The 14449-nt window shown below is 25.4% G+C and carries 8 protein-coding genes; all 8 read right to left on the bottom strand.

The window, feature by feature from the left end:
* Positions 1 to 43 precede the first annotated feature (43 nt).
* The 8 genes from ACXX85_RS01805 to rnc all read right to left on the bottom strand — a co-directional run bounded on the left by ACXX85_RS01805 (position 44) and on the right by rnc (position 14448).
* A complete protein-coding gene (locus ACXX85_RS01805; RefSeq protein WP_458560474.1) occupies positions 44 to 1741 on the bottom strand; it encodes a hypothetical protein in 1698 nt (565 codons plus the stop codon).
* Positions 1742 to 1801: 60 nt separating this feature from the next.
* Positions 1802 to 3247: an MAG3090 family protein gene (locus tag ACXX85_RS01800; RefSeq protein WP_458560473.1), complete on the bottom strand. Its 1446-nt coding sequence runs from the start codon at positions 3245 to 3247 to the stop codon at positions 1802 to 1804.
* A 578-nt stretch (positions 3248 to 3825) separates the two neighbouring features.
* Positions 3826 to 4485 carry a beta-phosphoglucomutase gene (gene pgmB / locus ACXX85_RS01795; protein WP_458559235.1) on the bottom strand — a complete coding sequence of 220 codons (660 nt, stop codon included), beginning with the start codon at positions 4483 to 4485 and terminating at the stop codon, positions 3826 to 3828.
* Positions 4479 to 6821 (bottom strand): glycosyl hydrolase family 65 protein, encoded by a 2343-nt coding sequence (locus ACXX85_RS01790; protein WP_458560472.1) that lies wholly within the window; start codon positions 6819 to 6821, stop codon positions 4479 to 4481. Before ACXX85_RS01790 ends, pgmB begins: the two co-directional genes overlap by 7 nt.
* 1 nt (position 6822) lies before the next feature.
* Positions 6823 to 8463, bottom strand: coding sequence for an alpha-amylase family glycosyl hydrolase (locus tag ACXX85_RS01785; RefSeq protein ID WP_436358964.1), 1641 nt, complete (start codon positions 8461 to 8463; stop codon positions 6823 to 6825).
* A 202-nt stretch (positions 8464 to 8665) separates the two neighbouring features.
* Entirely contained in the window at positions 8666 to 10702 is a 2037-nt protein-coding gene (locus tag ACXX85_RS01780) for an alpha-amylase family glycosyl hydrolase (RefSeq protein WP_458560471.1), read from the bottom strand.
* A gap of 138 nt (positions 10703 to 10840) precedes the next feature.
* Complete coding sequence (locus tag ACXX85_RS01775) at positions 10841 to 13783, bottom strand: AAA family ATPase (protein WP_458560470.1); 2943 nt, start codon at positions 13781 to 13783, stop codon at positions 10841 to 10843.
* Positions 13784 to 13785: 2 nt separating this feature from the next.
* Positions 13786 to 14448 carry a ribonuclease III gene (gene rnc, locus ACXX85_RS01770; RefSeq protein WP_436358961.1) on the bottom strand — a complete coding sequence of 221 codons (663 nt, stop codon included), beginning with the start codon at positions 14446 to 14448 and terminating at the stop codon, positions 13786 to 13788.
* Position 14449: the final 1 nt, after the last annotated feature.

Genomic DNA, 14449 nt, shown 5'->3' with positions numbered 1-14449 from the left:
ATGATTTATAGGATTAAAAAGTAATATTTATATTCTCAAATTTTTAACTTGGGTTATTTTGTTGCTTTTCGTTTTCTAATCGTGCTTCTTCTAATGCTTGTTCTTTAAGTGCATTTATTTTTGCAATAGTTTTTGTTTCCTTGCTTCTTAAAGCTTCTAAATAGTATTGTCTTCTTTCGAAAATTACATGTTCTACTTCATATATAGCATCACTTCTTTTGCTTTCAACATAAGAAATAGCATATTTTATTATGTGATCTTCTACATACTCTTGAAAATTTGCACCTCTTGTGTCTTTACTATCGAGAATTTCATTGGCTTTTGCTATTTCATAGTCATCTCCTTCTAGTATAAGAATTGTTTTTCTTGCTTTTTGTATAAGATCTTCAATAATTTTATTTACTTTATCTGATATTGTTTTTAGTTCATCAAAAGTAGTTGCTGAATTTACAGTGTTAGAAAATTGATTTTTAGCTTCACTTCCTTCTCTTAAATTCTTATAAATTAAATGTAAAAGTTTAGGTTTATAAGATTTTATTAATCTATCTTTTTGTTTCTCTCTAGTTTCTGTTGCTTCATTTTTAATTTCTTCTAATTTAGTTACATTAGGTGCTAAAGAAAGTTTATTAATTAACTCTTCTTTTTTAGCTTTGAACTCAGAATTCTCTTCTACTTCACTACCTTCTATACTATCAATAACTTCTCTAACTTCCTGTACTTTTTCGTTAAATTTGACATTTGATTCATTTATGATTTTTTTCAACTCTGCTTGATTTTCTTTATTAGTTTCAATTTGTTGGTTCAAAAAATCATACTCACTATGTCCTACTAGTTTAATAATAGATGTTCTCGCTTCATTTAATGAAGTTGCAAGTGAATTTTGTGCAGTTTCTTTAGCTTCAGTAATCTCTTTCAAAGTTGAATTATAATTATTAACAATATTTAATAAATTAGTTTTTTCTTCTCCTTCTGCTAACTTATTAATTTCATTTTTTGCAATTATACGAACCTGTTCTTTTTCCTGTTCATTTATTGCTTTGGATTTAATAACTTTAACTTCATCAATAGTATTTGCAGATATTAACTCATTTGTTAACTCTTCTTTTTTTGTTTCATTAGTTAACTTAGCAATTTCTGCTTCTGCTTCTTTTTTAGCAATTGCTAATTCTTTAGCCAATTGTTTTTCAATTTCTTGTTTTACTTTATTTAATTCTTCAAGAGTTGTTGCTGAATCAACTTTTGATTTAAGATTTGTTTTAATATCATTGTCTTGAATTTTATCTGCTCGAAGATGATTCTTTCTTTTCTCTTCATTTAATTCTTCTTGTTGTTTTGCTTTTGCCTTATTTATTATTAAGTTAATTTCATCTCTAGAAGTAGCATTATTTAATTGATTATTTAAATCTGCTTTTGTAGTTTCATCAATTATTTTTACTATTTCTCTTTTAGCTTGTGATTTTAAAACTTCGAGTTCATTTTCCAAATCTATGGATATTTCCTTTTTAATCGTATTAATTTCTTCAATTGTAGTTGCTGAATTAATTCTTTGTTTATATTTGGATTTCTTATTTTCATCAAGTAGTTTATCTGCTTCTAAATTAGCTTCGGCTTTTGCTTTTGTATAATCACTTTGATTATTATTTTTACTGTTTCAAAAAACAGCTGTAGTTGTTCCTATTGATGTTGCAAGTGCTGTTAATGCTAATCCACTTATTAGAACTTTTACATTTGGTTTTGCCATAATTACCTCTCTTTTTATTATTTTATTTTTAATAATATTCTTTAAAATATAAGTTATATATTATCTTTGAATTGCAAGAATAATTACTACTACAAATAAAATTATGTATGCGATTCAATAAATAATTGTTGTTCAAATAGATCTTCTTGTTCAACCACTTGTTAAAGCAGAGTTTTGATCTGATTTTTCTACTTTTTGCACTACGTTGTTTTTAAATACTAAGAAATGTGATTTATTTAAACTGTAGTTTTCAATAACACCATATTTATAATTCTTTTCTTCCACAAATCCTATGTGTTTGTTTTCATAATTGATGAAAGACAACTCGTGTGATAATTTATTTTTCTTATAGTAAATTGCATTTTCATCTGAGTAGAATAACTCTTCTGAAACTTTAATTTTTTCCATTAATTTATCACTTGATTCTTTAGTTGCTTTTTTAACTAAAAGTAATAGTTTTTGTGAATAATCATCTTTAAATGCTTGATCTAATGATTCTAATGCTTTAGATACTAAATCTAATTCACTTTTGATTTGGTTATTGTCTTGAGTTGATGTAATCATTGTTTCATCATAAGAAGAAGCAATTTTTTCAAGTTTTTGTGAATATACTGCTAATGCTTCAAGTTGTTTTGAAGGAGCTAGATTATAGAAGTTTGAGTATTTTGTTGGTTCTTTTTTATCTTCGTTAATATAAACTTCTTTAACTACTTCATTTACCACTTCTTTTTCAATATATACTGGAACTTCTTTAACTACTTCCTTAACTACTTCTTTTTCAATATATACTGGAACTTCTTTTACAACTTCCTTAACTACTTCTTTTTCTACAAAAACAGGTTTCTCTTTTTCAACAATAACTTTTTCTGGTTCTTTATCTAAAGATTCAAGAATTTTTTTCTTTAAGTTTTCAATTTCTTTTCTTAAAGCTTCTTTATCAGAATTGCTGTCTCTTAATTTTTCCATTAAAACAGCAATTTCTTTTGCATAAGATCCATTAGAATTTTTAAATAATTCTTCAAGATCGGCCATTTGTCTGTTTAATCTTTCTATTTCTCTATCTTTGCTTGAAAGTTTTCTTTCTGGAATGTAATCATCATTTGCTGGGAAGTATGTTTTGTGATCAGCAAGAATTTTGTAATCAACTATTTCTTTTAAGAATTGATCTGCTTGTTCTTGATTTCTTAATCTTGAAGTTGGGAAGATGTAAAATTCTTCCATTGCTTCTTCATACTTGATATCTCCATCAAATTTTTCTGTGTTTAATTCAAATTCAAAACCATCTTCAGTTTTATCCATAATTAGTAATCCACCAAAGATTCTTTTTTCTGTTTGGAATCAAATTGCACTTTCATATCCTACTGCTAAGAATCAGTTCATAGCTTCTTTTCTTGTTTTAAATAAAGCTAATCCGTGTTTTAGTTTTGGGTGTTTTAACACTCATGGGTAAGTTTTAGAGAATTTTTTATCAAAGTCTCTATTAAATTGGCATAATAAACGTTTCATAATTTTCCTTTTATTTGTTTTATTTCTTTTGGGATAAAATATAATACTTCATCTAATTGGTTCTTTTATTTAAATCTTTTTAAACTTTATTTAAATTAGTTATTACTTTATATTAATCTTGATTTATTTAAATATTTTTTAAAATATTAATCCTTTTTAAATAACGAAAAAACAACTTTAAAATTACTTTTAAAATCGTTTTTTATAAAATTAAAAACAAGAATAATAAAAAAATTAATAAGAAAGTTCTATATATATATATATATATTATAGATATTAAATTTTGGGTTTAATAATTCCTTATATTTTTGTGTTTTCATAACTTATAATATTATACATTAAAAAAGCAAAATATAGGGTTTTTACCGTGTAAACAGAAATATTTGAGCTAATATTCATTAAAATTAAAGATTTAGTTTTAATTTTAAACAATTAGGCTTTAAAATTTTCAAAATTTCTGTTTGCTTTATTGTCTTGAATAATTAAATTTAAATTTACTAAATTAAAAAAAGACATAAATTAGATATCTACATTTATGTCTCTATGAAAATAAATTTATTGAAAATTAATTAATTTATTTAATTAAATAATTCAAGTAATTCTTCTAAATTAAGTTCTGCAGTTGATGAAACTATTTTATCTGCAATACTTCAATTTTCTTTTTCGTTATGTGTGATAGCTACTGTATGAATATTAGCATCTTTTAAACCTTGAACACCGGCAATTGCGTCTTCAAAACCAATTGTTTCTTCTGGTTTTAAATTAAGTCCTTGTGCAGCTTTTAAAAAAATTTCTGGATTTGGTTTTCCTTTAGAAACTGTTGCAGGATCAACGATAAAATCAAAATAATCAAATAATCCAATTTTTCTTAAAATTAATGGAGCATTATAAGAGCTTGAAGCAACTGCTAATTTTAATCCTTTTTCTTTTGCTGTGTTTAAAAATTCTTTAATATTAACTAAAATATCTTTTTGATCAATGTCTGTTTCTAATAATTTTTTATAATATTCATTTTTATTATTAGCCATTGTTACTATTTCTTGTTCACTTAATGAAACATTAAAAAGTTTTAAAATAGCATTTAAAGTATCAATTCTGTTTAATCCTTTTAAAGAACTATTTTGTTCTTCTGTGTAATTTAAACCAATTTTAGCTACTTCATTTTTTCAAGCTTTATAGTGTAATGAAGCGGTTTCTGTTATAACTCCATCTAAGTCAAAAATTAAACCTTTTATCATTTTTCAATAACCTCAAATTTTTGTTTTTTATTAGATATAATTACTGGTTTTTCATTTACATAAACTTCAAGATCGTTACCTGAAAGTTTTTCAATTGTAAAGTCTTTTCTATTAACAGTTACTTTTAATTTAGTATTTTTTACTAATATTGAATAAGTTAATTTTGTTCATTGTTTAGGTAAAATCGGAGCAATAAATACTTTTTTATCTAAAAACCTAAATCCTCCATATCCATAAACAATACTTTGTCAAATTGCAGCTAATGAACCTGCATGCACTCCTGCATCTGCAGAATGAAAATTAGTTCCCATATCAATATTTAAAGAATATTTAAATAATTTATACGCAATGTTCATTTTTCTTAAATCTACAGCTTTAATTGCATAAGTTGTAGGACTTAAAGATGAATCGTGAGTTGTAATAGGTTCATAATAATCAAAGTTTGCTGCAGCTACTTCTTTAGAAAATAGTTCACCTAAAACAAATGTAGAAAGAACAACATCTGCTTGTTTTACAAGTTGAGAACTTAATCTCTTGTGTCCTTCAGTGGTATTAAATAATTTTTTACCTGCATCACCTAATAATTGGAAAGGAGTAACATCAATTAAAGGAAGATTTTTGAACTCATCATTTTCTCATATGATGTTGTTTTCATTTGGTAATTGTTGTACTAAATTATCTCTAACATCTTTCATTAATTCCAAGTCTCATTGATAAGGTAATTTAGCTGCAATTTTATCTAAAATTGCCTGATTTTCCTTTGTATTTGATAATTCTTCTATATAGAAAATAGCTAGTTCTAAGTTTCTTTTAGCAATTAAATTAATAAAGTTATTATTTGTTATGTTACCTTTATATTCATTTGGTCCCATTACATTGCTAATATGATATTCTTTCCCTTTTTTCTCAACTCTAGAAGTTCAGAAAATAGCAGTATCAATAATCATTTCATAACCCATTTGCACCATAAAATCTTTATCATTAGTTACTTGGAAATATTGATCAACAGCAAAAGCAATGTCACCTGGAACGTGAATTTCTTGTTCTCTAGAAGCAATTGGAACTTGTTTTCCTGTAACTACATCAGGTTGCCCTCAATAAGGTGTCATTTCTCCTTCTGTTGGTCAAGCCATTTCTCAAGGATATTGAGCACCAATCATATTTTTTTCTGCAGCTTTTCTTCTTGCTCCTTCAATTCCTTTGTAACGGTATTCTAAAAGATTTCTTGCAACTTCCGGTTTAGTAAATAAATAGTTTGGAACAACGAAAAATTCAGTATCTCAATAACAATGTCCTTGATATCCTTCACCTGTTAATCCTTTTGCTCCTACTGACATATTTGAAGAATGTGTGGGAACAAAAGAATTCATATGATAAATTCCAAATTTTAGTGCTAATGCATCATATTCAGCATCTTTTTCACCTTCAATTTGAACATCAAATTGTTTATAAATTTCATCATATGCTTTCTTATTGTCTTTTACTAAATTCGAAAATTTTAGTGTTTCTAATAAAATACTTAAATTTTTAGCATTTTCTTTAACTTCATCAAAACTTAATATTGGATCTTTATCAACAGAAGTAGAAACTGACATTATTTTTTCTAATCTAAAGTTTTTTTCTGTAGAAATGGTTGTTTTAATTTCGTATCCCACTTGTCTACGAGACATTTTTAAAACATAATCATCATTTCCGCTTTCTAATAATTTTCCATTTAAGTAAGCTTTTACTTTCATATTATGAATCACTCATCTTTGTGATTCATTTGTTTGTTCTTGATATTGTAAAAGTGAAGGAGCAATTAAGATTTTTTTACCTTCATCAAAATGTTGAATTCCATGGTTTGTTGTTTGACCATTAATTAAAGGTAAAATTTTAATTTTTGAAGGTTCTCCACTTATTTGATTAATTTCTATTTCTTGAGCATAAATGTTTTTATTTATTTGTGAAACAACACGCTTAAAAGTTAAAACAAATTTTTTGGATTTTTTAGAAAATTTAATTTCTCTAAAAAGTAATCCGTTTTTTAAATCTAAAGACTTTGTATACTCCATTTTTTTATCGATCATAAAAATTTCATCATCAATATAAATAGAAGTTTGAATTAAGTCAGCTAAGTTAGCAATTTCAGAAACTTCTGTTTTGTCTCCTTGATTAAAAATTCCGTTTACAAAGAAATCTTCTTTGTTAAACACACTTCTTTCTTCATCAACTGCTCTTATTCCTAAATAACCATTACCTTGTGAAAAAATAGACTCTGTTTTTTTAGTTACAAGTGGATCGAAACCTGTTTGACTAATAATAAAATTTTTTGTATCATAAAATAATTTAGCCATTTTATTTTTCTAAGAACATAATAGACTCATACGGTCTTAAAGTATTCTTAATTCCTTTCTTATCTGTATATGAACTAATTAAAATTTCTTTATTTAAAATATTTTTAATATTTATATCTAATTCTTTTTTAGTTAAATTTATCAATGAAATAATTTTGTTATTAAAATCATCAAATCTTTCAATTTGAATAACACCATTATCTAATAATTTCATTTTTGAATTTCCGCTAATTAAAATTTCTTTATATTTTTTTCTTAATTGAATAATTGATTTATAAAAATTTAAAATTGAATCACTTCTTTGTTCTTGTTCAGCAACAGAAGATTCTCTATAATAACCTGATTTTTTAATTCAAGTTTTAGTTCCTTTATTAAATCCAAAGTTTTCAGTTTTATCTCAAACCATCGGTACTCTTGAATTATCTCTACTGTTTATATTGTGAAATCTTGTCATTTCTTGTTCTGTATATAATTTTTGTTCATCAACAAAAATTCTGTAAGCATTTAAAGCATCTACATCTCTGAATTCATGTCTGCAATTAAAAACAGGATTTTTTAGTCCAATTTCTTCTCCATATAAAATTGTTTGGATTCCCTTTAAAGAGAATTGGTAAAGAGCAAATGATTTTGCTGATTCTTTTCAATAAAGATTTTCATCACCTCATCTTGAAATAGATCTAGCTGTATCATGTGATGAACTAAAGTTAGTAATCATATAATTTTTGATTTCAGAATTGTTTTGATATTCAAGAATTGAAGAATTTGCAAAATCATTAGTATTTCAATTTGCATCATAACCATTTCTTCCTGTTTGTTTTCCTCAACCAATTCATCATGAACCAAAATTATAGAAGTTATCTGCTATTTTTTCTTTACCTTTTCCGTATTTTAATGCTGTATCTGGTTGAATTCCAGATGCTTCACCAATAAAGAAAACATCATTTTTTGTTTCATAAATTTTGTTTAAAAATTTTTGTAAATATTGAACCATTTTTGAACCAAATGAATGTTTAAATTTACCCTTATTTATTTCTTTATGAACATGTTGAATAGCGTCTAATCTAAATCCCCTTACCCCTAATTTATATCAAAAATCAATAACATCTACCATAGCATTAATAGTAAATTCTGATTCTCAATTTAAATCCACTTGTTCTTTAGCAAATAAATGGAAATAATATTTATTTAAAGAAGGTACATATTGTCATGCACTACCACCAAAAATTGATTCTTCTTTTCCTGGTTTATCTGTTCAAATGTAATAATTGTGTTCTTGGTTTTTCTCTGATTCAATAGCTTTTAAAAATCATTGATGTTTGTTTGAAGTGTGGTTTAAAACAATATCCATAATTATTTCAATGTTTTTTTCTTTTGCTTTAGAAACCAATTCTTTAAAATCTTCCATTGTTCCAAAAACTGATCATATTTTTTTGTAATCCAAAACATCATAACCTGCATCTGCAAACTCTGTGTCATAAATTGGACAAAGTCAAATTGCATCTACTCCAAGTTCTGATAAATAATCTAGTTTAGAAACAATTCCTTTTAAATCACCGTTTCCGTCATTGTTTGAATCTTTAAAAGATCTTGGGAAAATTTGATATATTACTTTTTCCCCTCATTTTTGTAAATTATCTTTCATTTTTCACTCCATTATTTTGTGTATAATCTCTATTATTTTACTACTAAAATAAAAATAAAAAAATTTTTTTATCATTTTTCAAAAATTCAAATAATATCAAATGTTATATCTTATTTGAGAATAAATAAAAATGCCCTATAATTGGGCATTTGACTAATATTTTTCTCTTATTTTTTCACCATATATAGAATTATAAATATTTTTATTTGTTTTCTAAAATTATAGATGTTTTTGCTGGTACTATATTTTCTTTTTTATCTTTTAAAGATATGTGTCTTGAAGATAAAACTAATTTATATTTATTATAATCAAAATGTTCTGGGTGGTCATTAAAATTATGAATAACTATTGCTTTGTTTGTTTTTTCTTTTACTGAAAAAACAACAAAATTTTCTCTTATTTCTTTATATTTTAATTTTCTATTTATTTCCTTTGCGGTATGTAGTCTAAAATATTTTGTTTTATTTCTAAATTTTAAAAGTTTTTTAAGAAAATCATAAACTTTTTCTTTAATTTTTCTATTTTGAAGATGATTTCATTTTAAACCATTAACGTAGTCTGTTGTTTTGTATGAATTATCAACAACAAAATCATTTTTATCATTTGATAAATTATTATCATTATTTAAAATTTTTAAATATCTATTATCGTGTTGTCCTGATTTATCTAGAGGTTTTGTTTGTAATAATTCTGTTCCTGCTAAAATCAATTGTCTACCTTGTGAAGTTAATTGCATCATTAAAGCTTGATTATATAAATTAATATTTTCGCTAAATGACAAGTTAGAAGTGGTTATTATTTTATCTCAAAGGGTAAAACCATCATGGCAAGCGGCATATTGTAATGTAATATTTGGCTCATTAGCAAAAACTGAATAAGCATCTTTTTCGATAAACTCTGAATTTGGATAATCAAATTTCTGTATATTTCCCGTAATTGAAACAAGAAAATCACTAAACTTACTGTAATTACTGGTTATAAGTCCTTTTTCATTATCTTCTATACTATCAGCACCTTTAATTGCGTTTCTAATAGTGTCATTAAAATAAGCAAACTTAATACTATTGGTATTTACTCCTTTAGTAAAAGAGTTTTCAAATTTTAAATCACTAAAAGGTCATGCTTCTCCGTGTAAAACAATATTTTTATTGATCTTTTTAAGTTCATCTTGCATTTTGCAAAGAGTTGTTTTATCAATAAAAGTTGATAAATCGAATCTAAAGCCATCTACTCCAAAGTATTTAGCAAAATATACTAAAGAATCAATCATCATTTTTCTTACCATTTTTGCTTCACTATTTAGAGCTGGTAAATCAACAGGAAAAACTTCAGAATTATTTCTAAAATAATAATTTGGAGTTATTGTTTCTAATAAATCATTAATCATCATATGGTTAAAAACAACGTCCATTATTATTGCTATACCATTTTTATGTGCTTCATTTACAAAGTGTTTAAATTCTCTTAATCTTGCATAAGGAACCTTAGGATCGGATGAGTATCATCCAGCAATTGAAAAGTAATTTAAAGGATCATAACCTCAGTTATAATTGGTTGTTCATCCTGTTCCTTCATTTTTATTTAAAATGTTTAAGTTTTTATCACTTAATGTATAAATAGATTGAATAGGTAGAAGTTGTAAATGAGTTATTCCTAAATCTTTTAAGTATTCAAAAATATTATTTTCCAAAGCAGCATTAAATGTTCCTAAACGATTCTTAAAGTTATTTTGATCTAAAAGTGAAGTAAAATCTCTAATATGTAATTCATAAATTAAAGGATCAACACCATTATTTAAATTAGTTTTTAAAGGGATAGTTTCTATTTCTTCAACTAATGTTTTTTCTCAATCAACAATTACAGCTAAAGGGATTTTTTGAGTTGTTCCTTCTCAATCAAAAGGTGCAAAAACTTTAGCATATGGATCAAAAATATATTCAAAAGGTTGATCTTTAGTTCTTTTTATTTTAAATAAATAATAATATCCTTCATAAATTTCAGAAATTTTTCCTGTTCATAAATCATTATTTCTTTTGCAACCGATTGTAGTAATCTTTTGCATTCTTTCATTTTTATTAAATATTTCAACATAAACTTCAGCCACATCTGGTATTCAAATTCTAAAAAAGAAGAAGTTATCTTTTTTAAAAATTCCTTGCGAACTTATTTTTTTAGAAACTCTTTCATCAATTCTTTGTACATTTTTATTTACAATTTCATAATTTCCTTTATATTCCATCATTTTTCCTCTTTTTTGATTTTAATATAATTATATTTTATAACATTTTTAAAATTTTTTAAAATTTAATGTATGATATTTGTTATATTAAATATAATATCAGCAAAATAAAATACCAAATTAATGGTATTTTAATTTTTATTGTTCTCCACCATCTTGAATCATTTCTTTTGCTTTTGCAAGTTCAACACTAAAGAATGATGTAACACCACGTTTTTGCATAGTTGCTCCAAATAAGTGGTCTACTTTAGTCATTGTTCCGTGACGGTGAGTAATAACTATAAATTGTGTTTTTTCTTTTAATGACTGTAAAAATTCTGCATAACGAATAACATTAGCTTCGTCAAGTGCTGCTTCTACTTCGTCCAAAATACATAATGGAATAGGTTTAGCTTTAATTATTGCAAATAATAAGGAAATTGCAATAATTGCTTTTTCTCCACCTGAAAACAGTTTTAAATTTTTAACTGATTTACCTGGTGGTTGAGCTATGATATCAATTCCTGTTTCTAAAATATTTTGTGGATCTGTATATTGGATTTGTGCATCTCCACCACCAAACATTGTTTGAAATACAAATCTAAACTCATTATTAACAATGTTAACAGTTTCTTGAATTTTATTAACAATGATTTTATCCATTTCACTAATAGCTTCAAGAATTGTGTTTTTAGCATCATTTAATTCTTCTTCATTATCTTTTAAGTTTGTGAATCTTTCTTCAACTTCTTCACACTCTTCTATAGAATCCAAATTAACATTTCCTAATTGTTTTATTTCTTCTTTTAAAGCATTAACAAGAGTTCTGGCATTTTCAATTTCCATTTCAAGTTTGAAATTATTTTGTGCAGTTTCTAAAGTTAATTGATAATGTTCTGTTAATCTTCTTTGACTTTCAGTTAAAACCATTTCAACTTTATTTTTATCATTTTCATGCTGAGCATTTACTTTACTTAATTCATAAAGTTCTTTTTCAACTTCATTTTTTTGATTAATATAAGGTAAAAGTTCATTTGCAAGAGAAGCAATTCTTGTTTTTTTAATTCTAAGATTTGCTGCCATTTCGTTTTTTTGGTTTGTTAATTCAACAAGATTATTACTAATTTCATCTGTTTTTGAAATTTCAAGCGCTTCAGAACTTACTGATTCATATTTTGCTCTTAAAAAATCGTATTTATCTGTTAAATCTACTCTTTTTTGTTTTGTGTTAGCAAGTTCATTTTTTCATTCATTAATTGTAGAAATTAATTCTTCTTTTTTATTTTTTAATTCTACTTCTTTTTGTTCGAACTCTTCTTTTTTCTTTAATAATAAAGGAATTATTTTCTTTAATTCATTAATGTTATCATCAAGTTGCATTAAACTATTATCTGTTTCTTCTTTTGCTCCACCAGAAATAACTCCACCAACTCTAATAATGTCTCCATCTAGCGATACAACCAAATATTTAAGTTGTAAAAGTTTGGATAATTTATTGGCATCTTCAATGGTTTTTGCTACAACTATATTACCAAGTAAAAAGTCTCTTAGTTTAAAAAATTCTTTATCTGTGTCAACAAGTTCTGAAGCAATTGCAACAAATCCAGGTTGTGTTTGTAAAGCAACTTTGTGTTCTTGTTTCATTTCTTTAGGTTGTATAGATGTTAAAGGAATGAAAGTAGCCTTACCACCATTATTTTCTTTTAAAAAGTTAACTGCTTTAACTGCTGTTTCAGGAACATCAACAACAATGTGTTGCAATGCACTTTTAAGAATTGCTTCAATTGCTGGTGCAAATTCTTTTTCAGCTTTTATTAAGTCAAAAACTGTTCCTTTGAATCCTTTACCAAATAAAGTTTTGTTTTCAACAATAGTTTTTGTACCTTTAAATAAATTGGTTTTATTGTTTTTGTGCTCTTCTAAAATTCTTAATTTAGTTTTAGCACTTTCGTGTTTATTGTATGAAGAATTTTTTTCAGAAGCCACTCTATAAAGTTCTTTTTCGATATTAGTTAATTCGTTTGAACTTTGAGAAATAGTTTCTTCTGTTTTTTGTTCTGAACTACGGAAATGCCCAATTCTTGCGTGTATTTCTGCAATTTCTTCTTTTAAACTAGCGATTTGTTCTTCTGGAGTTGCTTTAATATCTCCATTAATAATATCTTGTCTTCTTTGTGTTATTTTTGATTGTCTTAATTCTAATTGATGTATTTCATTTTCAACTTTAGTTAAATCATTTTGTAATTGATCTGCTTCTGTTTCTAATTTTAATTTTTGATTAGTATTTTCATTAATTGTAGTTGAGTATAAAGATAATTTTGATTCTAAATCATCTCTTTTTTCCATTATATTAGTTAATTCTTGTTTTAAAAATCCCATTTTATCTGTAAAAAACTTAAGATCTTCAACAAGAAGACCAACTTCTACAGATTTTAATTCAGCTGATTTTTCAATAAAAATTTTTGCTTTTTCAGCTTGTTTTTTTAATGGAATTAATCTTTTTTCAAGTTCAGCAATAATTGTTCTAACTTTATCCAAAGCTTCTTCAGTTGTTTCTAATTTTCTTAATGCTTCAACTTTTCTAGCTTTATATTTTGAAGTTCCTGCAGCTTCTTCAATAATACCTCTTCTATGTTCTGGTGAAGCTTCAGCAATATCACTAATTGTTCCTTGAGAAATAATCGCTAATGATGATTTGGAAATCCCAGATTCCATAGCAATTTCTTTAATGTCTTTAAATCTTGCTAATTCTCCATTGATATAATACTCATTTCCACCTTTTCCTCTATGTAAAACCCTAGAAATGGTGAAAATATCGTGTGGAACAGAAACTGCTTTATCACTATTATCAAAGGTTAAAATAACTTCTGCTTTGTCTAATTCTTTTACTGTCTTAGAACCAGCAAAAATCACATCCTCCATACTATCTCCCCTAAGGGCTTTAGAAGATTGTTCTCCTAATACTCATCTAATAGCATCATTGATGTTAGATTTACCTGAACCATTTGGACCAACAATTCCAACAACTCCACCATCAAAATTTAAAACCACTTTATCAGCAAATGATTTAAAACCTTGTGCTTCAACTTTTATTAATTTCATAATTACCTCTTTTTAAAAGTACTCAATGCATCTTTAGCTGCTGCTATTTCTGCATTTTTCTTATTTTTTCCTTTTCCTTTTCCAAAAATTTTACCATCATAATGTAATTCAGCATAAAATTCTTCGCCTATTTTTTGAACCCTGTATTCTCCAGGATGTTTTGTTATCGATTGTAAAATTTCTTGAAATTCAGATTTAGGATCTTTCTTTATTTCTAAAATCGATTTGTTTATAGTTTTGTATAAAGTTTTTTCAAGAAAATTTTCTAGAACTTTATCTCCTTGATCTAAATAGATAGCCGCTACTAAGGCTTCAAATAAATCAGCATTTGTTTTTTTATTATTAAGAATTTCCATAGCTCCTTTAGAAATTCTTAATAATTCATTTAATTTTAATTCAAAAGACAACAATGAAAGCGAATTTGTATCAACAATTTGGGATCTTTTAATTGTTGCTTCACCTTCATTAAAATTCTTATACTTTTGATAAATGTAATATGTACTTTTAAAATTTATTAGTGAATCACCAAGAAATTCTAAAAGTTCATAATTCTTTTCATTTTTATGTTCATTTGTAAATGATTTATGCGTAAAAGCCTGTATAAAAAGTTTTAAATCATTTGGTATTATATTAATGCTTTTTAAAAATTCTTCAACTTTTTTCACT

The organism is Mycoplasma sp. Z386 (genome assembly GCF_054343375.1).
This window is presented reverse-complemented; position numbering and strand designations above follow the sequence as displayed.